Below are 24,087 nucleotides of genomic sequence, written 5' to 3' on the forward strand. Positions count from 1 at the left end.
CTACTACGCGTGTCTGAGGCAAATGTACAGCGGGGGGTGTCAAATTCCCTTTGCTTCGAACGCTCAGCCGGCAGCGGCCTCGCGCTCGTCTCGCGCCGTCAGGCGCATCATGACCAGGGCGAGAAGCATGGTGGCCGCCGAGACGATTGAGAGCGTCACGAACGCATTGAAATAGCCCCTGGCACCATCCGCATGGGCGAGAAGGACGACGATCAGGACAGCACCAACCGCACCGCCGACACGCTGCACGATATTGACCAGCGTTGCCGCATCGCCCATTTCTTCCTTGCGCGCGGCGGCGTAGGCAGCCGTCATGGCCGGCATCTGGCCAAGCGCCATGCCGATGCCCCTGACGACGAGAAGCGGTGCCAGCCACAGGGCCGGGAGCGGCGTGGGCAGAAGGAAGGGCAAGGTGCTCAGGAGGAGCGCTAGTGCGCCGACAAGCGTTACCCGTCCCGCGCCGAAACGGTCTGTCAGCGCGCCGCCGACCGGCAGGGCCAGAGCGCTGCCGAGCCCCATGGCCAAAAGCAGAAATCCGGTCTCCACCGTGTCGCGGGCCGCGATCACCTGGAGGTAAAGCGGCAGAAGCAGGAGCCCGCCATACATGTTGGCACCGGTCAGGCCGGTTGTGAGCGTGGCCGTGGCAAAGACCGGCCTCCGCAGAAGCGCGAGGTCGATAAGGGGTGGCCGCGCACGTGTGGCGTTTGCGACGAAACCTGCGACGAGGACGAGGCCGGCGACGACACAGACAAGATTGGTGCGTGTGAGGCCTTCGGCACCGAATTCGGTGGCGCCATAGAGGAAGAGCGGCAGCCCGGCGCCGAGCAGAAGCAGGCCCGCAATATCGAGATGCCGCGTCTCGTCCCGGTCGCCGGCTGGCACAAGCCCCTTTGCGAAAAGAAGCGCTGCAACGCCGACCGGAACGTTGATCCAGAACAGCCAGCGCCATGACGCATGATCGAGCAGGAGCCCGCCAATCGCCGGGCCGATGGCCGGTCCCAGCGCAACGACAAGGCCAAGCGCGCCCATGATGCGGCCAAGCTGCCTGGGGCCTGCGGTTGCGCCGATGATCGCCTGTCCCGCCGGCACCATGAGACCACCGGCCAGCCCCTGAAGAAAACGGGCGGCGATCAGTGACCACGGCCCGGGCGCGATGGCGCAGAGCACCGATGCGCCCGTGAACCCCGCAAGGCTGAACGCCCAAAGGCGGCCATAGCCGAAACGGTTTCCGAGCCAGGCGGCGGCCGGAAGGGAGATTGCCAGCGCGACCAGATACCCAGTGGCAATCCACTGGATCAAAGGCAGCGTGGTGGCGAAATCTTCCCGTATCGTTTCGAGCGCGAGATTGACGACCGTGGAATCGAGCATCGCCATGAAGGCGCCGGCGCCGGTGACGGCGGCGATCTTCCATATCCGCGCGGGGATGGCCGGCGGCGGTGTCTTGCGATCCGTGCTCACGGGCCGGAACTCTCAACCGGCCCGGAGCTGAAGTCAACGCGCGATCACGTCGCAGCCTGCTACCGCACCACCTCGCCGTCTTCCTTGGTGAACGCTTTCACCGCGCCCTCCGGCAGGAGCTCCAGCACGGTCTCAGACGGGCGGCAGAGCTTTGTGCCAAGCGGGGTTTCCACGATGGGGCGGTTCATCAGGATCGGGTGCGCGACCATGAAGTCGATCAGTTCATCGTCGCTCCACTTGTCTTCGCCAAGGCCAAGCTCGTCATAGGGCGTGCCCTTCTGGCGCAGGATCGCGCGTGGCGACACGCCCATGGCGGCAATCAGCGACACCAGTTTTTCGCGGCCGGGCGGGGTCTTGAGATATTCGATCACCTGTGGCTCCTCGCCGGCTTCGCGAAGCATGGCCAGCACGTTGCGCGAGGTGCCGCATTTGGGATTGTGATAGATGGTGACGGTCATGTTTGTCTCGCTCAGCTCGTGGGAAACCAGTCTCGGGTGCGGTTGGCGAAGGCCACCAGCGACAGCATCACCGGCACCTCGACCAGAACGCCGACCACCGTGGCAAGTGCCGCGCCGGAATTCAAGCCGAACAGGCTGATGGCGACGGCGACGGCAAGCTCGAAGAAGTTCGACGTGCCGATAAGGGCGCAGGGCGCGGCGACATTGAACGGCACTTTCCAGATGCGGGCCGCGAAATAGGTCAGGAAAAAGATGCCATAGGACTGGATCAGGAGCGGCACCGCGATCAGCACGATCAGGATCGGCCGCTCGACGATGACATGCCCCTGAAAGCCAAAGAGCAGCACCACAGTGACCAGAAGGCCGATCACGGAAACGGGTTTCAGCGAAGCGGTGAAATCCGCAACCGCCTTTTGCGCCTCCGCGCCCGAGGCGCGGGCGGTCAGCCATTTCCGGGTCAGGAACCCGGCGACAAGCGGGATCACCACATAAAGGCCGGTGGCCAGAAGCAGCGTCTCCCACGGCACGGCGATGTCGGTCACGCCGAGCAGCAGAGCGACGATGGGCGCGAAGGCGAAGATCATCACCACATCGTTGAGAGAGACCTGCACGAGCGTGTAGGTGGCGTCGCCCCGGGTGAGCTGGCTCCACACGAAAACCATCGCCGTGCAGGGTGCTGCACCCAGAAGGATGAGGCCGGCAATGTATTGCTGCGCATCGGCGGGCTCGATCCACGGCGCAAAAACATATTCGAAGAACAGAACGCCAAGGGCTGCCATGGTGAAGGGCTTGATGAGCCAGTTGACGGCGAGCGTCAGGACAAGCCCCTTGGGGCGGTCGCCAATATGGCTGAGGCTCGCGAAGTCGACATTGACCATCATCGGAAAAACCATCGCCCAGATGAGAACGGCGACGACCAGGTTGACCGAGGCGTATTCGAGTGAAGCGAGAAAACCGAACACGCCCGGGACCAGATTGCCGAGCGCTATGCCTGCGATAATACAGAGCGCCACCCACACGGACAGGTATTTCTCGAAGAAGCCGATGCCACCCGCCGGGGCGTCACTGTGGTTCAGAATATGGTCGGTCATCAGTGAATCCTATTCGGAGTGAGCCCGTGTGCGGCCGATATCATCTAGGCGGCGCTGCAGGGAAAGCCGGTCGAGCGAGGCGAGCGGCAGCGCCGTGAAAATGGAAATGCGGTTGTTGAGCATGCGATAGGTGTCGGCAAAGGCCAGATGCTTTTCGGCCTCGGTGCCGGTGGCTGCCGCCGGGTCCGGCAGGCCCCAGTGCGCCGTCATCGGCTGGCCCGGCCAGACCGGACAGGCCTCTTCGGCGGCGCTATCGCAAAGGGTGAAGACGAAATCCAGCTTCGGCGCATCGGGCGTTGCAAACTCTACCCAGTCTTTCGAACGTGCGAAGGTAACGTCGTGGTTCATATGCTCCAGCAGTTCCAGCGCATAGGGATGCACCGCGCCACGCGGCTGGGAGCCCGCCGAGTAAGCGTTGAAGCGGCCTGCGCCAACGCGGTTCAGGATGGCTTCAGCGAGGATCGAGCGGGCCGAGTTCCCGGTGCACAGAAAGAGCACGTTGAAGGGCTGATCACGCATGGTCTCGCCTCCTAGCAATGGCAGGTCGCCGCCTCGATGGCGGGGCGGCACAGTTCGGGGTTTCCGTTGCAGCAGTCTTCCATGAGGAAGGCGAGGAGATCGCGGAAGCCGGTCATGTCGGCGGAGTAGCGAATGACGCGTCCTTCCCGCTCGGCTCGGATCATGCCCGACTGTGCCAAAACCTTGAGATGCGCGGAGGCGGTGTTTTGCACGACACCCAGCCGCACCGCGACCTCGCCCGCCGGCAGCCCCTCCGGCCCTGCCTTGACGAGCAGGCGGAACACATCGAGCCGGGTCTCCTGACCGAGCGCGGCGAGAGCGTCTATGGCTTCGGTTCTCTGCATTATCGAAATATCCGGATTTATCGATATATTAAAGTGTTTTTTGCATGGTTGCGGAATGGCGTCAAGACGCATTGGGAGGTGGCTGGATGAAAACCGGGCCGTGCTCTTGCTCATTTTCCCAATGGGTCCCGGGTCAAGCCCGGGATGACGACCTCATTCTCCCCGTCCTGACGGGGAGAAGGTCCCGGCAGGGGGATGAGGGGCTGGCGGTGCCTTGCGGCCTTCTCCACCTCTGTCGGCATCCTTGCAGGTGATGGCGCCTGCCCCTCATCCTCACCTTCTAACCGCAAACGGGGAGAGGGGGGCGTTTGACGCTGGCGTGCACTCTTCAAACGGAGCATGAGCGAGCACCTGGCTGTGTTCCTGCGCACTCTGCGGCACCTCGAGCCGCCTCTCAATGGGCCCCGCGTCTCGCTCCCGTCCGCCTGGACGAAGAAGATGGAGCCATCCATCAGGCTGAAGCAGGGGGGGGCGGTACCATACGAAACGGAGAATCGTTGCTTCGAAACCCGCGAATCTTCCTCCACGTCAAGAAAGTTTGCACCGCAGCATCGTCCACGCTAATCATACCGCGTCGTTTTGGCGCGGAGGGGAGTTTCGCGCCGGGCAACCCCGCACCATCCTTCTCTTCCCGGAGTTCTTGCCAGTGCAGATTAAGAAGATCCTCGTCGCAAACCGTTCCGAAATCGCCATCCGCGTCTTTCGCGCAGCCAATGAACTCGATATCCGAACGGTGGCCATCTGGGCCGAGGAGGACAAGTATTCGCTGCACCGGTTCAAGGCGGACGAATCCTATCAGGTCGGGCGCGGGCCGCATCTGGAACGCGATCTCGGCCCCATCGAGAGCTATCTGTCGATCGATGAGGTGATCCGCGTTGCCAAACTTTCGGGCGCGGATGCCATTCATCCAGGCTACGGTCTCCTGTCGGAGAGCCCGGAATTCGCCGAAGCCTGTGCGGAAAACGGCATTGTCTTTATTGGACCGAAGCCCGAGACCATGCGCCGCCTTGGCAACAAGGTTGCTGCCCGCAATCTGGCCATTGAGGTCGGTGTGCCGGTGGTTCCGGCAACGGAGCCGCTGCCGGACGATATGGCCAGGGTTGCCGAGATGGCCGAGGAGGTGGGCTTCCCGGTCATGCTCAAGGCTTCCTGGGGCGGCGGCGGGCGCGGCATGCGCGTTATCCGCAGCAGCGAGGACCTGGAGCATGAAGTCACCGAGGCGAAGCGCGAGGCCAAGGCCGCTTTCGGCAAGGACGAGGTCTATCTGGAAAAGCTGGTCGAGCGCGCGCGCCATGTGGAGGTGCAGGTGCTGGGCGATACGCATGGCAATGCCGTGCATCTGTTCGAGCGCGACTGCTCCATCCAGCGCCGCAACCAGAAGGTCGTGGAGCGTGCGCCCGCACCCTATCTCAACGACGAGAAGCGCGCCGAACTGTGCGGATACGCGCTGAAGATTGCGGAGGCGACCAATTACATCGGTGCCGGCACGGTCGAATTCCTCATGGATGCCGATACGGGCGCATTCTATTTCATCGAGGTCAATCCGCGTATCCAGGTGGAGCACACGGTCACCGAAGAGGTCACCGGCGTCGACATTGTGAAGGCGCAGATCCACATTCTGGAAGGCAAGAAGATCGGCGACAAGGCGTCGGGCGTGCCCGCGCAGGCCGATATCCGCCTCAATGGCGATGCCCTCCAGTGCCGCATCACCACCGAGGACCCGGAGCAGAATTTCATTCCCGATTACGGCCGCATCACCGCTTATCGCGGCGCGACCGGTTTCGGCATCCGGCTCGATGGCGGTACGGCTTATTCCGGCGCCGTCATCACGCGGTTCTACGATCCGCTCCTGGAAAAGGTCACGGCCTGGGCGCCGACGCCCGAAGAGGCGATCGCCCGGATGGACCGTGCGCTCCGCGAGTTCCGCATTCGCGGCGTGGCGACCAACCTGACCTTCCTTGAAGCGATCATTAGTCACCCGAATTTCCGCAACGCTTCCTATACGACGCGGTTCATCGATGAGACGCCCGAGCTCTTCACGCAGGTCAGGCGGCAGGATCGCGCCACCAAGCTCCTCAACTATCTGGCCGATGTCACGGTGAACGGCCATCCCGAGGCGCGCGGTCGGGCACTGCCCAATGCCGAGGCAGCCGCACCGCATGTGCCTTATGTGGACATGCCGGTGCCGGATGGCAGCAAGCAGACTTTCGACAGTCTCGGCGCCGAGGGGTTCGCAAAATGGATGCGCGAGCAGGAGCGTGTGCTCGTCACCGACACCACCATGCGCGATGCGCACCAGTCGCTGCTCGCAACACGCATGCGCACCTTCGACATGGCGCGCATTGCCGGTGTCTATGCCCGCGCGCTTCCAGAGCTTCTTTCGCTGGAATGCTGGGGCGGGGCGACCTTCGATGTCGCCATGCGTTTCCTGACGGAGGACCCGTGGGAGCGCCTTTCACGCATCCGCGAGGGCGCTCCGAACCTGCTTTTACAGATGCTTTTGCGCGGGGCGAATGGCGTCGGTTACACCAATTATCCCGACAATGTCGTGCAGCATTTCGTCAGGCAGGCGGCCGCAGGCGGCATCGATCTCTTCCGTGTGTTCGACTGCCTCAACTGGGTGGAGAACATGCGCGTGGCGATGGACGCGGTGCGCTCCGAAGGCAAGCTGTGTGAAGCCACGATCTGCTATACGGGCGATCTGCTCGACCCGGACCGCGCCAAGTACGACCTCAAATACTATGTCGGTCTCGCTGGCGAGCTTGAAGCTGCCGGTGCCAACATCATCGCCATCAAGGACATGGCGGGCCTTCTGAAGCCGGGTGCTGCGCGCGTGCTGTTCAAGGCGCTGCGCGAGGCGACCGACCTGCCGCTCCATTTCCACACGCATGACACGTCCGGCATTTCCGCCGCGACGGTGCTTGCTGCCGTGGAAAGCGGCGTGGACGCGGTGGATGCGGCAATGGACGCGCTCTCCGGCAATACGTCGCAGCCCTGTCTCGGCTCCATCGTCGAGGCGCTCAAGGGGGATGCCCGCGATACCGGGCTCGACCGTGAATGGGTGCGCCGCATCTCCTTCTACTGGGAGGCCGTACGCAACCAGTATGCGGCCTTTGAGAGCGACCTGAAAGGCCCGGCTTCCGAGGTCTATCTGCACGAAATGCCGGGTGGGCAGTTCACCAATCTGAAGGAGCAGGCCCGCTCGCTGGGTCTAGAGACCCGCTGGCACGAGGTCGCGCGCGCCTATCATGACGTCAACATGATGTTCGGCGACATCGTCAAGGTCACGCCCTCCTCCAAGGTCGTGGGCGACATGGCACTGATGATGGTCTCGCAGGACCTGACGGTCGCCGATGTCGAAAACCCGGAGAAGGATATCGCCTTCCCGGATTCGGTCGTCTCCATGCTGCATGGCGATCTCGGTCAACCGCCTGCGGGCTGGCCGGTGGCCCTGCAGAAGAAGGTTCTGAAGGGCGGCAAGCCGATCACCGTGCGCCCGGGCTCCCTGCTCGAACCTGCAGACCTTGAGGCCGACCGGAAGGCGCTGGAAGAGAAGCTTGGCCGGAAGGTCAGCGAGTACGAGTTTTCGTCCTGGCTGATGTATCCGAAAGTCTTCACCGACTTTGCCGCCGCATCGGAAAGCTACGGCCCCGTCAGCGTTCTGCCGACACCGGTCTATTTCTACGGCATGGAGCCGGAGGATGAGATCTTCGTCGACATCGAGCGCGGCAAGACGCTCGTCATTCGCTGTCTTGCCGTCGGCGAGGTGGACGAAAAGGGCATGGTCACCGTCTTCTTCGAGCTCAATGGCCAGCCCCGCCGGGTCAAGGTTCCCGACAGGGTTCACGGTGCATCCGCTTCCGCTGCCCGCCGCAAGGCGGAGGCCGGAAACGAGGCGCATGTGGGGGCGCCGATGCCGGGTGTGGTTTCCACGCTCGCCGTCAAGCCGGGACAGAGCGTGCAGTCCGGCGATGTGCTTCTGTCCATCGAGGCCATGAAGATGGAAACCGCGCTTCACGCCGAACGCGACGGGACGATTGCCGAGGTTCTTGTGGGCGCCGGCGATCAGATCGACGCCAAGGACCTTCTGGTCGTGTTCGAGAGTGGGTGATTGACGCCATGGATTGACGTGCGCGATTAAACCGATTTAGATGCGGCGCAATCAGGTGGTTTTCCTGATGCGCCGTTTCCTTTTTGGAGCCCCACATGTCTTTCCGGAACGCGTCCATCGGGCGCTGGGCCGTTGCGGCCTCATTCTTTGTCAACGGCTTCATGGTGGGTAGCTGGGCACCGCAGATCCCCGTGGTTGCTTCGCGTTTCGATCTGAGTGAGACGGCACTTGGGCTGTTGATCCTCGTTTTCGGCTGCGGCGCGGTGTCGGTCATGCCGCTCTGCGGTTATCTGATCGGCCGTTTCGGTTCCCGCGCCATCCTGCGGGTCGCCGCTTTTATATGCGCGCTGTCCTTTGCCGGTCTGGTCGCGGCCACGCAGATCTGGCAGATGGTTGCGGCGCTGGTCTTTTTTGGTGCGTTTCTTGGGGCGATGGACATTTCCATGAACGCCAATGCCGTGGCGGTGGAGCGGTCGCTCGGGCGGGCGGTGATGTCCTCCTCGCACGGTTTCTGGAGCCTCGGCGGCTTTGTCGGCGCCGGTGTCGGCGGTCTGCTTCTCGAGCGCTACGGCTACATGGCGCATGCGGGCATGGTGGTTGCGTTCGCCTTTGCGCTTGTGCTCATCGCGCTTCCCTTTTTGATTGTCGAAGCGCGGCCTGTGGCGGGGCAGGCGGGGCAGGCGGGGCATGGGCGCGGCGGGCTGCCGCGCAACCCCATGATCTATGTGACGGGACTGGTCGCACTCATCTGCATGCTGCCGGAAGGCGCGGTGCTCGACTGGGCTGCACTCTACCTGCGGCAGGAAATGGGCGCCGGCATTGCCGAGGCGAGCCTCGCCTTCACGGCGTTTTCAGGCACGATGGCGATGATGCGGTTTGCCGGCGACCGGCTGCGCAACCGTTTCGGTGCCGTGCGCACATTGCGTTATTCGGGGGTCGTTGCGACTGTCGGCATGCTCGGGGCAGGGCTTGCCCCGACGCCCATGCTGGCGACGATCGCCTTTGCGTTAAGCGGGATGGGGATCGCCAACATGGTGCCGATCGTCTTTTCCGCGGCCGGCAATCAGCCCGGGCTCTCACCTGGAGCAGGCATGAGCGTTGCAACCACGATCGGCTATTCCGGCATGCTCGTTGCCCCCTCGCTTGTGGGGTTCATCGCCGAGAGAACCGGTTTCGCACCGATCTTCATCGCGTTTTCGGTTCTGCTCGCCTGCGTCCTGATGCTGGCCAATCTCGTCAGCTCCGCTGACACGATCGCCGTCCAGCCAGCTGGCGGAGCCTGACACCGGATCCGGGCCTGGAGCGTACCCCCTTTTGGATCCGATGCTCTAAATATTGCCCATCAGCATCAGGATCAGGACGATGACAAGGATCAGGCCGAGTATGCCTGACGGTCCGTAGCCCCATCCACGCGAATGCGGCCACGCGGGAATGGCACCGAGCAGGATGAGGATGAGAATGATGATGAGGATTGTGCCGAGCGACATCGCGTTCTCCTCGCTGTCTTGAAAGCCTTGCAATTCAACGCTTCAGATGGCTTCAGGTTCCCTCGAGACAAAAACGGGCCGGCACGCTGCGAAGAGCGTGCCGGCCCGCAAATCTGACAGGCTGGGCCTGCTATTCAGCCGGTCTGGGGAAGGGGGCTTCCGGAATGTCGGAAGTCTTCGTCGAAGCCTCCTGTTTTTTTCCGCGCCGGAACAGACGCGCGAACAGGCCGCGCCGCTTCTGTCCGGCCGGAAGGGTTTCGCGCGTGAACACCATCAGGGCCGAGGGGGTCACGATGAGGGTCAGAGCCGTTGCGAAGGTCAGGCCGTAGACGATGGCGCCGGACAGCGAAATCCACCACTGAGTGGAGGGTGCGCCGATGGTGATCTCCTGGTGGAACAGTTCGAGGCCCAGACCAAAGGCGATCGGCAGAACGCCGAGCACGGCAGAGATGGCCGTCAACATCACCGGCCGTGCGCGCTCGCGGCAGGTCTGCAGGATGGCCTCCTGCTTTTTCCAGCCCTCGTGCCGCAGCCTGTCATAAGTGTCGATCAGCACGATGTTGTTGTTCACCACCACGCCGGCGAGCGCGATCACGCCGATGCCGGACATGACGATGCCAAAGGGCTGACCGGTGATGAGCAGGCCGAGGAACACGCCGATGGTGGCCATGACAACGGTCATCAGCACAAGGAAGACGCTGGTGAACTTGTTGAACTGGGCAAGGAGCACCACGAAAATCAGGAAGATCGCCGCGCCAAACGCTTTTGACAGGAAGGCGCTCGCCTCCTCGCTTTCCTCGTTCGAGCCGGCGAGCTTCCAGCGCGTTGCGCCGAGATCCATATCGCTCAGCGTCTGGGTGACCTCGGCCTGAACAGCGGAGACCTGATAGCCGCTTGCCACATTGGCGCTGACCACGATGGTGCGCTGACCGTCGATGCGGTTGAGGATGCCGGTCGAGCGTTCGGGTTCGCGCGAGACGAAGTTGGCAATCGGCACCGGCCCCTGCGAAGTCTGCACACGCAGTTGGTCGAGCGCGGAGAGAGTACGCCGGTCCTCGGGCAGGCGCAGGCGGATATCGACAGCGTCGTCGACGCCGGCGGGCCGGTATTCCGAGAGCTTCAGACCATTGGTCACGAGCTGAACCACGGTACCCACGGAGACAGGGCTGATCCCGTACTGCGCGGCCCGGGCGCGGTCCACCTTGATCGCCCAGTCAATGCCGGGCGGGGGAAGACCATCAGAGATATCGATGACTCCCGGAACATTCGCGATCGCCCGCGCGACATCCGCAGCCTGATCGTTCAGGTTGGCCGGATCCGCTGCCGAAAGGCGAATCTGGATCGGCTGTCCCGTTGGCGGCCCTGCATCGGGCACGCGAACCTCGATCTCAACGCCCGGCGTGCCGGCGAGTTCACGGCGCAGATCGTCGAGAATCTTGCTGGCCGGCTCACGTTCGCGCCAGTCGATGAACTCATACTGGATGACGCCGATGACATCTTCATCGATGTCCTGCCCGCCGCCGCGGGTCTTGCCGACGCGGGTGTAGACGGATTCGATGCCCGGCCAGTTGAGCAGCTTTTCCTCGGCGGGCTTTGTCAGCCTGTCCATCTCTTCGAGAGAGAGATTGCCGCGGGCGTGGACATACATCAGGCCGTATTCCGGCTCGACATTGGGGAAGAATTCAACGCCGGCGCCGTATTGCGAGTAGGAATAGATGATGCCGCCGAGAAGTCCGACCGTAAGAAGCAGGACGGTTTTCGGAAAGCGGACGGCCTGCTTCACGAGCTTCATATACCAGCCATCGGGCTTCTGCTCTTCCTCGACATGCGCCTTGGCGAAAATCGCGCCGAGAGTGGGGGTGAAGATCAGGGCGTAGATCATGGACGCGCTGAGCGTGACGATCAGCGTGATCGGCAGGTATTTCATGAACTCGCCGACAATGCCCGGCCAGAAGAGGAGTGGCGAGAAGGCAGCGATGCGGGTCATGGTAGCGGCAATGACGGGACCGGCCATGCGTTTGGCCGCCAGCTCGAAGGCCTGCGCCTTGTCCATGCCTTCGGTCATGCGGCGTTCGGCGAATTCGGTCACGATGATCGCGTCGTCCACCAGCATGCCGACTGCCAGAATGAGGCTGAAGAGCACCACCATGTTGACGGTGAAACCACCGAGCGAGAGCGCATAAATGCCCATCAGGAAGGATGCGGGAACCGCAAGGCCGATCAGCAGGGAGGCGCGGCCGGAGAGGGTGTAAAGGACAACGATGAAGACCAGGATCACGGCGATCAGGACGTGGTTCTGAAGGTCCTTCAGCATATCGCGGATCATCACCGACTTGTCCTGGCTGTAGGACACGGTGATGTTGCCATCGGCGGCCTGCTCGAATTCGGCGGCCGCGGCCTTAACCGAATCGACCGTTTCGACGAGATTGGCGCCGACGCGCTTCTTGACCTCGATGGCGATCGCGTTTCTGCCATTCAGGCGGGTGATGGTCTCGGCATCCTTGAACGTGGAGCGGATCGCGGCCAGATCGCGGGCGCGCACAACGGCATCCGGGCTGGAGACGATCGGCAGGTTGGCCACGTCCTCGACCGTTTCGATCAATGAAGGCACCTTGACCGCATAGCGTCCGGCTTCGCCTTCCAGCGAGCCGGCTGCCACCAGGCTGTTCGAAGCGTTGACACCATTGATCATCTGGTCGAGCTGCAGGCCGTAGGACGACAGTTTCATCGGATCGATGAGAATCTCGACCAGTTCGTCCCGTGAGCCCTGCAACGTGCCTTCGAGCACGCCGGGAATTTCCTCGATCCGGTCCCTGAGCTCCCGCGCAGCGGTGGACAGGACACGCTCCGGCACATTGCCGGCGAGCGTTACGACCAGAATTGGGAATTCCGAGATATTGACCTCATGCACCGAAGGTTCGTCGGCGCCCTGCGGCAGCTCGCGCCGGGCATCGGCCACTTTGGCGCGCACATCCTCGATGGCGTTGGAAAAGTCGTAGCCGGCCTGGAACTCGACAAGGACAAAACCGCCGCCCTGATAGGCGGAGGAGCGCATTTCCTTGACGCCCTCCAGGCTTTTCAGCCGGGTTTCGATGGGGCGAAGCAGGAGCCGTTCCGAATCCTCGGGCGAGATACCCTGATAGGTCAGGCTCACATAGATGATCGGGATCGGAACATCCGGCTCGGCTTCCTTCGGAATGCTGACATAGGCCAGCGACCCGGCGATCACGAAGAAGAGCAGGATGGATAAGGTCAGCCTGGCGTTCTGAATTGCAATACGGACGATGTCCATCGGGCAGGTCCTGTCTTGTCCCGTCAGCGCACTGCCGTCGTTCTCCTGATAACGGAGGCGCTCTGTTTCGTTGTCTTGCAGCCTCCCGGGCGGAAACCGGATTCCGCCGTTGCGGACTGCCTCAGCGGCTGGTCATTTCAGAGGCGAGGACGCCGGCCAGTTCCCGTATCAGCTTCTGATCGGCAACCTCGGTCTTCACCGCATCGCCCTCGGTCACCAGATCCTGCCCGGAAACGATCACCCGGGCGTCGGCCGGGATGCCCGCAAGGAAGAGGGCGCGCGGCGTGTCGTCGACCAGATCGATGGGGTAGAACACGACCTTGCTGTCGTCATTAACGGCGCGGACGCCGAGTTCACCGTCCTCGTTCAGCGTGACCACGGAGCGCGGCAGGGCCACAGCTTCCACCGGCTCGGCATGAATGTTGATCTCCGCAGTCATGCCCGCTGGGATGTCGCCGTTCGGATTGGGTACCGCCACTTCGATGCGGAAGGTGCGGGTCTGTTCCGAGGCTTCACGGCTGACGAAGCGCACTTCGCCCCTGACACTGGAGCCGTTGACAAGCCGAACCTCCGCACCGTCGCCGACATCGACGGAACCGAGATCGTGTTCGCTGACCTCGCCCACGGCAATCACCGGGTCGAGTTTGATGAGCGTGGCGACTTCCTGGCCCTGCATGGCGGAGGAACCGAGCTCCACGTCGACTTTATCTATGATGCCGTCGAAGGGGGCGCGAACCGTAATGCGTGCAAGGTCGGCTTCGGCCGCTTCAAGCTGTGAGCGGGCGCTGGCCAGTGCAGAACGGGCGCTGTCGAGTTGCAGTCGTGCCAGATTTCCGGACTTGGCCAGACGGTCAGCGGCTTCGGATTCGGCCTCGCGCTGCGCCAGGACCTGGCGCGCGGTTTCGACCGCGGCTTCCTTGTCCTCGGTCTCAAGCCTCAGGATCAGGTCGCCGGCAGAGACATTGTCACCCTTGGAAACCGGCAGTTCCGAAACGACGCCACCGGCACGCAGGGCCAGGGCGGAGCGCTTGTCTGCGGCGGTCTTGCCGGAAACGCGGATTGTGCGTGAATGATCGATGCGCGGCGGTGTGGCGACGGTAACCGTCTGCGCTTCCGCCGGTTTGTTCTCCGGGCGCTGCGCAACGGTCTGTGTTTCCTCGCTGGCGCTGCCGGCAGAGGAGAATTCCCCCGTAGCGATCCAGGCGGTTGTCGCGACCAGAACGGCAATCGCGGCAAGTTTATGCAACCTTATCTTCGGCATGTCGTTTTCCGATGCGATAGAGCCGGCCGGTCAAGTAAGGACTGGCCCGATATGGGGACTGCCCGCGCAGAATTCAATTCGCCTGGGCGCAAGGGCACGAAGCCCGTATCTTGCGACAAAAGCACGCTCCTATATCGCACGCGCGGGCTTTACAAAAGCCAAACGGCTATTGCTCCTGACATCAACGAACGTTGGCCCGGAACCAGAGTGCGAGCAAATACAGGCGGCCTCTGCGCGCATGTTGCGCGAAGGTTGGGACATATTGACAAAATCCGTTATTTTGTCAATGGTCATTGAAAGAAAGTGCAGGCAATGAATCTGATCGCCAGATGTACCGATGATCCGAAGCGGGAGCGTATCCTCGATGGCGCCATGAAGGTGTTCCTCGCCTATGGCTTCGCGCGAACCACGATGGACGACATTGCCCGCTCGGCCGAGGTCTCCCGGCCCGCGCTTTACCTCCAGTTTCGCAACAAGGCCGATATTTTTCGCGCCATTGGCGCGTGTGTTCTCGAACAGTCGCTCGAGGGCGCGCGGCAGGGACTGGCTGAAGACGGCACTTTTGGCGAGCGAATGATGACGGCGCTCGATCGCGCCCTGTTCGGACTGATCGAAACCATCGACCAGTCGGCGCACGGGCAGGAGATTCTCGATATGGAGAACAAGATCGCCGCCGACATCATCGCCGAGTGGCGTGACGGGCTAACCTCCATCGTCGAGGCGGCGGTGGCGGACGAGGCAGCCCGGACGCGTGCCGATCTCGAGGGGCAGGGTCTCTCCGCGCGGGGGCTGGCCGAGATCCTGCTTGACGGTCTCGAAGGCATGCGCATGCGCGGACTGTGCGGTAAGCCGGCGATAGAAGGCGCGGGGCGGCTGGTGCGCATTCTCGAGATTTCCATGGCCGCGGCGCAGCCGGGGCGCGGCTGAGGCCCTGATCCGGGGCGTTTGCATTCCTGCAATCCCTGCAGCGGAATCGGCCCCGGCCAGTTCTATTGTGCCGTCCAGCCGCCATCCATGGGCAGGGCCGTGCCGGTCATCTGGGCCGCATGGTCGGAACACAGGAAGACCACCAGCCCACCCAGTTCCTCGATGGTGACGAATTCGCGGGTCGGCTGTCTGGCGAGCATCACTTCGCGTACGACCGTCTCACGATCCATGCCATGCACTTTCATCTGGTCGGGAATCTGCGCTTCCACCAGAGGCGTGAGCACATAGCCGGGACAGATGGCGTTGCAGGTGATGCCGGTCTCAGCCAGTTCCAGAGCGACTGTCTTGGTCAGGCCCACGACGCCATGCTTGGCGGCCACATAGGCGGATTTGAAGGGTGAGGCGCGCAGGCCGTGCGCCGACGCTATGTTGACGATGCGGCCGCGGCCGGCCTTCTTCATGTGCGGGATCGCAGCGGCGATGGTGTGGAAGGATGACGAAAGATTGATCGCCAGAATGGCGTTCCACTTTTCGACGGGAAACTCTTCGACCGGAGCGACATGCTGTATGCCGGCATTGTTGACGAGAATGTCGAGGCCACCGAAGCGCTTTACCGCGTGTTCGACAAGCTCGCGACAGGCGTTCGGGTCCGACATGTCGGCGCGCGCATAGGTCGCTTTCACGCCGTGATCATCGGCAAGCTTCTCTGCAAGAGCGTGGTCGTCGGCGCTGTCGGTGAACGAGTTCAGCACGATGTTGCAGCCGCTGGCTGCCAGCGCTTCGGCGACACCGAGGCCGATGCCGGAGGTTGAACCGGTGATGACAGCGGTCCGATTGTGCTTGCCCGGTTCGTCCTGCATGGCATGGCCCTTCGTTGAAGCTGGGGAACTGGAGTGATGCTGCAGCGCAGCAAAGCGACGGATGCAGACGCTGTCAAGCGAGGCGATCTGCGCAAATGCGCTTCTGCGCCATTGACATTCGGGCCGGTCTCGGCCACCTCAAGCCCGATACGGCTGAAAACGGGACAGTTCCCCCATGACCGGAACATTCACGGCCAGCAAATCTGTGAGCGGCTATTTCTCTTCGCCATTCCCGCGGCGTGATGCGGTGGGTGTTGCCGTCGGCAACGTCATTGTCGGCGGGGATGCGCCCGTGGTCGTCCAGTCGATGACGAACACCGACACGGCGGATGTGGACCGCACGGTCGCGCAGGTGGCGGCGCTTCACCGCGCGGGCTCGGAGCTGGTGCGCATCACGGTCGATCGCGACGAGGCGGCGGCTGCCGTTCCGCGCATCCGCGAGCGGCTGGAGCGCGTCGGCATTTTCGTGCCGCTGGTCGGCGATTTCCACTATATAGGCCACAAGCTGCTGGCCGATCATCCGGCCTGTGCAGAGGCGCTGGCGAAATATCGCATCAACCCCGGCAATGTCGGCTTCAAGGACAAGAAGGACCGCCAGTTTGCTGCGATCATCGAAACGGCGATCAAATACGACAAGCCGGTGCGCATCGGCGTCAACTGGGGGTCGCTCGACCAGGAGCTGCTGACGCGCCTGATGGACGAGAACCAGGACAATGGCTCGCCCATGACGGCGCAGGAGGTGACGCGCGAGGCCATCGTGCAGTCGGCGCTGCTTTCGGCGGAACTTGCCGAGGAGATCGGCCTCGGCCGTGACCGGATCATCCTGTCGGCCAAGGTGAGCCAGGTGCAGGACCTGATCGCGGTCTATACCGAACTCGCACGGCGCTCCAACCATTCGCTGCATCTCGGGCTCACGGAAGCCGGGATGGGCACGAAGGGTATCGTTGCCTCGTCGGCGGCGATGGGCATCCTGCTGCAGCAGGGTATTGGCGACACGATCCGCATTTCGCTGACGCCGGAGCCCGGTGGCGACCGCACCCGCGAGGTGCAGGTGGCACAGGAGCTTCTGCAGACCATGGGCTTCCGCCAGTTCCTGCCGGTGGTTGCCGCATGCCCCGGCTGCGGCCGTACGACGTCGACCGTCTTTCAGGAACTGGCCCAGAAGATCGAAGGCGATCTGCGCAAGAACATGCCGGTCTGGCGCAAGAAGTATCCGGGAGTGGAAAGCCTCAAGGTTGCGGTGATGGGCTGCATCGTCAATGGGCCGGGCGAATCCAAACATGCCGATATCGGCATTTCGCTGCCTGGCACGGGCGAGACTCCCGCTGCACCGGTCTTCATCGACGGCAGGAAGGCCGCGACGCTGCGGGGCGGGGACATCGCCGCGGAGTTTGAAAAAATGGTCGGCGACTATATCGAAAAGCGTTTCGGCTCCCGCGAGGCGGCGGAATAAAGTTTAGTTTTCCCGGTCTGCCAGGTTTGACGTCACATTCTGGGTGAGCTCGCGCAAGAGTTCCGCCAGAAGTTCGCGACGCGCGGCTGGCATCGAGGCGAAGAGGGCGAGCTCGCTTTCCATGTCTGCCCGGAAGGCCTCTTCAGCACGCTTTATCCCGGTGCTCGTCAGACCGACGATCATGCTGCGCCCATCCTCGGGCGAGGGGATACGCTCGACCAGGCCGGCCTTTTCAAGGCGTTTCAGCCTGTGTGTCAGGCCGCCCGAAGTGATCATCAGGGATTTGTAGAGTTCGGTTGGCGTCAGCCGGTAGGGCGGCCCCGCGCGGCGCAGGGTGGCGATGACGTCGAACTCGCCGCGATCGAGATCGAAGGCGGCGAAGGTTTCCTCGATACCGGGGCGGACAAGCATTGAAAGCCGGTAGATGCGGCCGAGAATGCTCATGGGGCTCGTGTCCAGGTCAGGAAGCTCGCGTGCCCACTGCGCGCGCAGGCGATCGACATGATCCTCGCCGGTTTTCTCAATGCTCATCAAGGCCCTCTATCGTCTGCGACTCCGAATGCTCACTATATATATTGACACAAAGATATATTGCAACTATCTTTGCGTTAAGATACTAGCTCTCAGGCCATCGCCTGCGGACACTTGAGGAGGAAGGGAGAGACAGCCATGTTTGAGATCATCAGACGTTCACAGCAGAAGCCGAGCCCGAAGGGGACCGTGACGTTCGAGGGAGAACCATATGGCGGACAGGTTTCGATGTTTGTCATGAACAGTCCGCCCGGCCACGCCACCGGCCTGCACAAGCATCCCTATTCGGAAACCTGGGTGCTGCATTCGGGTGAGGCGGAGTTCACGGTGGGCGATGAGACGGTGCGGGCGCATGCCGGCGATATTGTCGTCGTCCCGGCCGACACGCCGCACAGCTTTGCCAATGTCGGATCTGAACGTCTCGACATTGTCTGCATCCATGCGTCGGGTCGCATCGAGCAGGAGAACCTTTAAGGCATGCAGGCGGGGCCGGCGGGGCCGGCGGGTCTGTGGCTCACCGGCCTCTCTCAGGCGCTTGCGGTAAGCTGTTCCGGATCGTTGCGCCAGTGCGTGATCTTTTCGGCGAGTTTCTGCGGGGAGATCGGCTTGGGCAGATAATCGTCCATGCCGGCGCCCAGGCATTTTTCGCGGTCGCCCCTCAGTGCGTGCGCGGTGATGCCTATGATCGGAGTATGCGTACCGCTCGCGGCTTCGTGCTCCCGGATCGCGGCCGTTGCCTCGTAGCCGTTCATCTCCGGCATGGAAACGTCCATGAGAACGAGCCCGGGCTTCAGCGTGCGCAGCATCTCCACTGCCGTCTTGCCGTTGCCTGCAATCCTGTATTTCAGGCCCATTCCATCAAGAATCTGGCTGAACACCAGCTGGTTCACCTCGTTGTCCTCGGCGACCAGAACGTCGAGCGGCCCGTTGGCGCCGCGCGACCCCGAAAGACCGCGCTCAAGCGGTGTCGAGGCATGAATCTGGATCGGCTTCGCCGGGGCAGGGGCATCGCCCTGCGGCTGATCTGGGAGGGCGCGGCTTACCTGCATCACGGAGACGAGTGTTTCGAGAAGCATGGATGAGCGCGTTGGCTTGTTGAGATGGGCGGCGATGCCGCATTCGCTGACGAGACTCGCGGTGTCCGTCTGATCGACCGATGTCAGGAGGACAAGCGGGATGCCGGCGAGTGCCGCATCGGCCTTGATCTTCTTGGCGACGTCGGCGCCGTTCATGTCGGGCATCTGGTAATCGAGGATCACGCAGTCCACGCGTGCGTCGAGCTGGGCAGAGCGCTGAAGGAAGGCAAGGCCAACGGCGCCGCTTTCCGCGGCAGCGCATTCGAAGCCCCAGCTGTTCAGCTGTTCCAGAAGGATTTCGCGGTTGATCGGATTGTCGTCGATCACGAAAACACGGGCCCCGGAAACGTCGACGGGTGCTGTCGCCTGTATCACGTTTGCCGTGTCAATGGCGAACGGCAGGGTGAAAATGAAGGTCGAGCCTTTTCCGACCTCGCTTGTCGCTTCAATCGAACCACCCATCAGTTCGGCAAGCTTCACGGCGATGGCGAGCCCGAGACCCGTTCCTTCGTGACGGCGGGTGGAGGAGGAGTCGACCTGCGCGAACTTGTCGAAAACCGCTTCCAGTTTGTCCGGCGGAATGCCAATGCCGGTGTCTTCCACACGAACCGTAACCTGCGTTGTGCCTCCTTCGGTTTTCCCCGAAACGTCGATCAGCACATGCCCCCGTTCGGTGAACTTTACGGCATTGCCGACAAGGTTCGTGGCGATCTGCCGGAAACGCCCCACATCACCGATAAAGGACGCGGAGAGCTCCGGGTCAACACGAACGATGAGTTCCAGATTCTTTTCGGCCACGCGAGACGAGACGAGTGCGGCCACATCCTCGATCGCTTCTCTAAGCCGAAAGGGTGCCTCGACCAGTTTGAGCTGACCGGCATCGATTTTGGAAAAATCAAGGATGTCGTTGATGATCGTCAGAAGAGCGGTGCCCGACTTGACGATCACGTCGACGAACATCGCCTGGCGCTGGTCGAGATTGGTGCGGGCGAGCAGTTCCGCCATGCCCATGACGCCGTTCATCGGCGTGCGGATCTCGTGGCTCATATTGGCCAGGAACTCCGATTTCGTGCGGTCGGCGGATTGCGCCTTTATCTTCTCGGCGGCGAGCGAAATGTTGGCGCTGTGCAGATCCTGGTGCGCTTTGGAGATGCGGCGGATCATTGGCTCGAAAATGCGAAGCGCGAGCAGGAGGCTTGCGCTAACCATGGCCACGGCAACGCCGAAGAGACCCCACTGGAGGGTGCCATGGCTTTCGATCATCCCCGCATTGAGCAGATCGGAGATGCGCTTAAGCTCCGGGCGCACCTGCGTGTTGGCCAGTGTCTGCAATTGCTTGAAAACGCGACGTGCCGTGGCGTTCTCATAGTCGGTGAACACCTCCAGCCTGTTGGCGAGCGAGATGATGTCGCGGATCTGGCTGCGGAGCGCCGGTTCCCCATTCTGGCCAAGCCAGATACGCCGCACCGAAGCCGGGACGGTATGTCCCGTAATGTCGGTCGCGGTCGGGGTGGTTTGCGGGACCGGTGCGCCTGCGTTGCCGCCGACCTGAAGGTTGCTAAGACGCTGGCTTTCCAGCGTGGTTATTTCCCCGCTGATGGCGAACTCGAGCGCCTGATAGGCGTCGTTCAATCTGGCCAGAGCCATCTCGAGCGCGCTGTGGCTCGCTTCAGTCTCGGCGGCGTCGCCGCGCGAGATGAGCTCAGCCTGCTCCAGCCGCAGCGCATTGTGAATCACATCGTTGGTGGCATCGGCCATATGGCTGATGAACGCACCGAAGCGCACCTGATTCTTGGTGACCTGTGTCTGCCAAAGAAGGAACCCGGTTCCCATGGCAACCGCGACCACGAAGCCAATCAGAAGCACGACCAGGCGCCCGCGCATATACTGCTGTGTACCTACGGTAGGCATTACTCTTCCCAAGACATCCCAATACCGTAAGAATTGAGCATCCGGATTAATGTCTGATTAACGCTAAAAGAACGTGTTTTTACACGGCCTTCCAAAATCGAAGGCGGCGTAGTGACGTCAAATTCCACATTCAGAAAAGCAAGACGAGCCGCATTGTTGCCGGCTCGCAAGAAAAAAGATGCAGAAAGCTGGGCTTAATTCTGTCGATCGGCCACAAATCGCGCGGCCTGCCGCAGGGTCTCTGCGCGCTCGCCGAATGGCTCCAGAATATCCTCTGCCTGGGCGACAAGCCCATTCAACTGACGGCGCGTCCAGTCGACGCCATGCAGGCCTGCCAGTGTCGCCTTGCCGGCGGCGGCGTCCTTGCCGGTCGCCTTGCCCATTGTTTCGCTGCTGGATGTGAGGTCCAGAAGATCGTCGGCCAACTGGAAGGCCAGTCCGATGGCAGCGCCGAATTCACCAAGACGCTCTATTTCTGCCGGTTGTGCGCCGCCGACCACGCCGCCGGCCTCGCAGGCGAACCGAATCAGGGCTCCCGTCTTCATGGCCTGAAGGCGAAGTATTTCTTCTTCACTGAGGCTCGAGCCTTCCGCGGCCAGGTCCAGCGCCTGCCCACCGGCCATGCCGCCGATGCCGGAAGCGCGGGCAAGCCGGTTGACGAGCGCGAGCCGCGCTTCTGCTGGCAAGGGCGTCTCGGGGGCGCTCACAATGTCGAATGCGTAGGTCAGCAGGCTGTCGCCAGCAAGGATCGCCGCGGCCTCGTCAAATGCGCGATGCACGGTCGGCTGGCCCCGGCGCAGGTCGTCGTCGTCCATCGCCGGCAGGTCGTCATGGACGAGGGAGTAGCAATGCACGCACTCCAGCGCTGCCGCCACGCGCAGCGCCGCCGTGTCGTCGCTTGCATCGAAGAGCGCGGCTGTTTCAAGAACGAGAAAGGGACGCAGGCGCTTGCCGCCGTTCAGCACGCCGTGGCGCATGGCTTTGAGCAGTCGTTCGGGCCTATAAAGCTCACCCTCAAGCGGGCGCGCATCGAGCAGATCGCGCAGGGTGTTCTCAACCAGGCTCGCGCCAGCGGCCAGTTTAACCTCGAACGGGAGTATCATCGTCTCTTCCATGCCCGGAGCGATGCCGCTAATGGGCGCCCGGGTCAAGCCCGATTGCCGGTGCCATTGCGCCGCAGGCATTGGACCGCTATGCGAAAAGCTGTTTTTTAGAGGCGTACATGACAGCGGGGGAACAGGTTTGAGCGGCCCGACAGTCGATCCCGAGAAAAAGCCGTCGGCCAGAGGCGGCAGACGCCGTGGCCGCAGCGGCAAAACACGGACGGGGTCTGCGCGTCGCTGGCGTGGATGGCTTCTTCGCCGTGTTGTGATCGTCCTTGCCGTTCTGGCACTGATTCCGGCCGGGTTGACAATTCTCTACAAGGTCCCGTTCATTCATCCGGTCTCTACATTGATGCTGCGGGACCTGGCGACGCTTGAGGGGTATGACCGCCGCTGGAAATCGCTCGAGGAAATGGGCACGCTGATCCAGTACTCCGTGTTGATGTCGGAGGACGGGCAGTTCTGCGCCCATGATGGCATAGACTGGGCGGCGCTGAACCTTGTCATCAATGATGCGCTTTCCGGGGAAAAGGCCCGAGGCGCTTCCACCATTCCGATGCAGACGGTGAAGAACCTCTATCTGTGGCAGGGCCGTTCCTTCGTTCGCAAGGGGCTGGAACTGCCCCTGGCCGTCTATCTGGACCTTGTGCTTTCCAAGCGGCGCATTCTTGAAATCTATCTGAACATCGTCGAGTGGGGACCGAATATCTATGGTGCTGAAGCTGCGGCGCAGCACTATTTCGGCCGGCCGGCTTCCGAGCTTACCCGCCGGCAGGCGGCCCTTCTGGCGGTGACGCTGCCCAACCCGCTGGAGCGCAACCCGGCAAAGCCATCGGGCGGCCTCAGCCGGCTCGCCGCAAACATCGAGCAGCGGGCGCGCAAGGCGGGCGGTTATGTGGGGTGCCTGAAACCCTGATTACGGCGATTCTCCAAAAAATGCGCTGCGCCCCACTGGCCAAAACCCGTTTGGAGGTGTATAGGCACGCCGACTTCCAATTCCCGGCCGAAATGCTGGGCCCTGGATCAAGGGGCCGCAACGGCCTTTGACCGATTAGCGGAGCAGGACAATGGCTGTACCAAAAAGGAAAACGACGCCTTCGAAGCGCGGCATGCGCCGCTCGGCCGATGCCATCAAGGCACCGACCTATGTCGAAGACAAGAATTCGGGCGAGCTGCGTCGTCCGCACCACATCGACCTGAAGACCGGCATGTATCGCGGCCGTCAGGTTCTGGAGCCGAAGGACGCATAAGCGCCTTTTTCCAGTGGATTGCGAAAAGACCGGTCTCTGGCCGGTCTTTTTTTGTCAATTGTTTTGCTTTCCAGGCACATATCTGACTCGACACTGAGGTAGGCGTTGTTAAAATTTCACTGTTGCTAATAACGGGAGGATAAAATGACTGATCCGGCAGTGATTCACATCGGTGAAAACTCACCGCAACAGGTTGCGTATAAGTTGTTGATACATGTCGCGGCTGTGGAGGGTTATTATCTCAGGCAGGGGCCAGTGCGCGACGAAAAGAGTCCTGATCGCCAGTACATTCTTGATACCTACGCGGAATGTTTGAGTGCTGTACTCGGTCACCGATAATAAAGGAAGGGTGTAGGGTTGTTTTGATCGCGAACTCCCTTATCCGATTACCCGATCCAGATCGATGGCGCTTAGGACGTAAATGATTGAACGTTGTTTCGATTGTAAGAGACCGGTCACTCACCGGTCTTTTTTTTGTTTCAGATATCTTTTCCGGCTTTTGCCCGTCGCTGCAGCGCCTGCAGGATCGAGAGCGCTTCTTCGGCCATCTCCTCCGGCACGAAGACGTGATCGTGATGGTAGGCGGCGACCACGTTGCAGGGGATGCCTTCATCTGCCAGCGCCGTCGCCACGCCGGCTGTCAGCCCCACGCCGTCGAGCGCGGAATAGACTTCAAGAACGATCCGGCGCATCGGCATCTGCGTGTCGAAGCCAAGCGCCCCGGCGCGCGCCAGCGGCAGCACGAGCGTCGTGCCTTCCTCTTCCTGAAAAACACCTTCCGCTTCCGCATAAAGCGTTGCGGCGCGCTCCCGCTCTACGCAGCAGAAAACGAAAACGCCCGTCGTAAGAACGGGCGTCCAGACTGCTGACAAACCCCTGGCATTTGCCGGGGGTTTTTGATTCACTGGGTCATGTTGAAGACACCGGCCCCCGAACAGACAGCGCTCGAGATGGT

Annotated in this window: 20 protein-coding genes; 7 read left to right on the forward strand and 13 right to left on the reverse strand. The window is 62.1% G+C overall.

The genetic code is table 11. From position 1 onward, the window contains the following. Window positions 1–63: 63 nt before the first annotated feature. From AC07E3_RS04225 to AC07E3_RS04245, 5 genes are read right to left on the reverse strand one after another with little or no spacing between them, the layout of a single operon-like run. Entirely contained in the window at window positions 64–1,458 is a 1,395-nt protein-coding gene (locus tag AC07E3_RS04225; protein ID WP_478360388.1) for a DHA2 family efflux MFS transporter permease subunit, read from the reverse strand. 59 nt (window positions 1,459–1,517) lie between these two features. Next, on the reverse strand, window positions 1,518–1,916 hold the full coding sequence (gene arsC / locus AC07E3_RS04230; protein ID WP_478360389.1) for an arsenate reductase (glutaredoxin): 399 nt from the start codon (window positions 1,914–1,916) through the stop codon (window positions 1,518–1,520). An 11-nt stretch (window positions 1,917–1,927) separates the two neighbouring features. Further along, window positions 1,928–3,007: an ACR3 family arsenite efflux transporter gene (gene arsB / locus AC07E3_RS04235; RefSeq protein ID WP_478360390.1), complete on the reverse strand. Its 1,080-nt coding sequence runs from the start codon at window positions 3,005–3,007 to the stop codon at window positions 1,928–1,930. Window positions 3,008–3,016: 9 nt separating this feature from the next. Next, window positions 3,017–3,526: an arsenate reductase ArsC gene (locus tag AC07E3_RS04240; protein ID WP_478360391.1), complete on the reverse strand. Its 510-nt coding sequence runs from the start codon at window positions 3,524–3,526 to the stop codon at window positions 3,017–3,019. Window positions 3,527–3,537: 11 nt separating this feature from the next. Beyond that, a complete protein-coding gene (locus tag AC07E3_RS04245) occupies window positions 3,538–3,870 on the reverse strand; it encodes an ArsR/SmtB family transcription factor (protein ID WP_478360392.1) in 333 nt (110 codons plus the stop codon). Between the two features lie 646 nt (window positions 3,871–4,516). Between AC07E3_RS04245 and pyc the strand changes: the two genes are divergently transcribed. Continuing rightward, the gene (gene pyc / locus AC07E3_RS04250; RefSeq protein ID WP_478360393.1) at window positions 4,517–7,981 is read left to right on the forward strand and encodes a pyruvate carboxylase; all 3,465 of its coding nucleotides are present in this window, start codon (window positions 4,517–4,519) and stop codon (window positions 7,979–7,981) included. Window positions 7,982–8,076: 95 nt separating this feature from the next. Then, on the forward strand, window positions 8,077–9,264 hold the full coding sequence (locus AC07E3_RS04255; RefSeq protein ID WP_478360394.1) for an MFS transporter: 1,188 nt from the start codon (window positions 8,077–8,079) through the stop codon (window positions 9,262–9,264). A gap of 45 nt (window positions 9,265–9,309) precedes the next feature. Here AC07E3_RS04255 and AC07E3_RS04260 read toward each other — a convergent pair whose 3' ends face one another. The 3 genes from AC07E3_RS04260 to AC07E3_RS04270 all read right to left on the reverse strand — a co-directional run bounded on the left by AC07E3_RS04260 (window position 9,310) and on the right by AC07E3_RS04270 (window position 14,021). Then, window positions 9,310–9,468, reverse strand: a complete 159-nt coding sequence (locus AC07E3_RS04260) for a DUF3309 domain-containing protein (protein WP_007010814.1) — start codon at window positions 9,466–9,468, stop codon at window positions 9,310–9,312. A gap of 130 nt (window positions 9,469–9,598) precedes the next feature. Further along, window positions 9,599–12,760: an efflux RND transporter permease subunit gene (locus AC07E3_RS04265; RefSeq protein ID WP_336070145.1), complete on the reverse strand. Its 3,162-nt coding sequence runs from the start codon at window positions 12,758–12,760 to the stop codon at window positions 9,599–9,601. A 121-nt stretch (window positions 12,761–12,881) separates the two neighbouring features. After that, on the reverse strand, window positions 12,882–14,021 hold the full coding sequence (locus tag AC07E3_RS04270; protein WP_336070147.1) for an efflux RND transporter periplasmic adaptor subunit: 1,140 nt from the start codon (window positions 14,019–14,021) through the stop codon (window positions 12,882–12,884). 312 nt (window positions 14,022–14,333) lie between these two features. On the opposite strand from AC07E3_RS04270, the gene AC07E3_RS04275 reads away from it, so the two are divergent. Further along, on the forward strand, window positions 14,334–14,948 hold the full coding sequence (locus tag AC07E3_RS04275) for a TetR/AcrR family transcriptional regulator (protein WP_223005430.1): 615 nt from the start codon (window positions 14,334–14,336) through the stop codon (window positions 14,946–14,948). Between the two features lie 62 nt (window positions 14,949–15,010). Here AC07E3_RS04275 and AC07E3_RS04280 read toward each other — a convergent pair whose 3' ends face one another. Beyond that, window positions 15,011–15,808 (reverse strand): 3-hydroxybutyrate dehydrogenase, encoded by a 798-nt coding sequence (locus AC07E3_RS04280; protein ID WP_223005429.1) that lies wholly within the window; start codon window positions 15,806–15,808, stop codon window positions 15,011–15,013. Window positions 15,809–15,983: 175 nt separating this feature from the next. Here AC07E3_RS04280 and ispG point away from each other — a divergent pair, with 175 nt between their 5' ends. Further along, entirely contained in the window at window positions 15,984–17,261 is a 1,278-nt protein-coding gene (gene ispG, locus AC07E3_RS04285) for a flavodoxin-dependent (E)-4-hydroxy-3-methylbut-2-enyl-diphosphate synthase (protein ID WP_478360395.1), read from the forward strand. A gap of 3 nt (window positions 17,262–17,264) precedes the next feature. On the opposite strand, the gene AC07E3_RS04290 is transcribed toward ispG, so the two are convergent. Further along, window positions 17,265–17,792 carry a MarR family winged helix-turn-helix transcriptional regulator gene (locus AC07E3_RS04290; RefSeq protein WP_478360396.1) on the reverse strand — a complete coding sequence of 176 codons (528 nt, stop codon included), beginning with the start codon at window positions 17,790–17,792 and terminating at the stop codon, window positions 17,265–17,267. A 138-nt stretch (window positions 17,793–17,930) separates the two neighbouring features. On the opposite strand from AC07E3_RS04290, the gene AC07E3_RS04295 reads away from it, so the two are divergent. Continuing rightward, window positions 17,931–18,266, forward strand: a complete 336-nt coding sequence (locus AC07E3_RS04295; RefSeq protein WP_025029517.1) for a cupin domain-containing protein — start codon at window positions 17,931–17,933, stop codon at window positions 18,264–18,266. A 53-nt stretch (window positions 18,267–18,319) separates the two neighbouring features. On the opposite strand, the gene AC07E3_RS04300 is transcribed toward AC07E3_RS04295, so the two are convergent. Further along, entirely contained in the window at window positions 18,320–20,779 is a 2,460-nt protein-coding gene (locus AC07E3_RS04300; protein WP_478360397.1) for a hybrid sensor histidine kinase/response regulator, read from the reverse strand. Between the two features lie 194 nt (window positions 20,780–20,973). Then, window positions 20,974–21,882 carry a polyprenyl synthetase family protein gene (locus AC07E3_RS04305; RefSeq protein WP_478360398.1) on the reverse strand — a complete coding sequence of 303 codons (909 nt, stop codon included), beginning with the start codon at window positions 21,880–21,882 and terminating at the stop codon, window positions 20,974–20,976. A 139-nt stretch (window positions 21,883–22,021) separates the two neighbouring features. On the opposite strand from AC07E3_RS04305, the gene mtgA reads away from it, so the two are divergent. Together mtgA and rpmF are read left to right on the forward strand one after the other, a co-directional pair. Continuing rightward, complete coding sequence (gene mtgA / locus AC07E3_RS04310) at window positions 22,022–22,798, forward strand: monofunctional biosynthetic peptidoglycan transglycosylase (RefSeq protein WP_418793058.1); 777 nt, start codon at window positions 22,022–22,024, stop codon at window positions 22,796–22,798. 151 nt (window positions 22,799–22,949) lie between these two features. Then, window positions 22,950–23,132, forward strand: coding sequence for a 50S ribosomal protein L32 (rpmF, locus tag AC07E3_RS04315; RefSeq protein ID WP_007007560.1), 183 nt, complete (start codon window positions 22,950–22,952; stop codon window positions 23,130–23,132). A gap of 479 nt (window positions 23,133–23,611) precedes the next feature. On the opposite strand, the gene AC07E3_RS04320 is transcribed toward rpmF, so the two are convergent. Beyond that, window positions 23,612–24,004, reverse strand: coding sequence for an ACT domain-containing protein (locus AC07E3_RS04320; RefSeq protein WP_478360399.1), 393 nt, complete (start codon window positions 24,002–24,004; stop codon window positions 23,612–23,614). Window positions 24,005–24,087: the final 83 nt, after the last annotated feature.

The sequence above is a fragment of the Nitratireductor lacus genome (assembly GCF_056431025.1).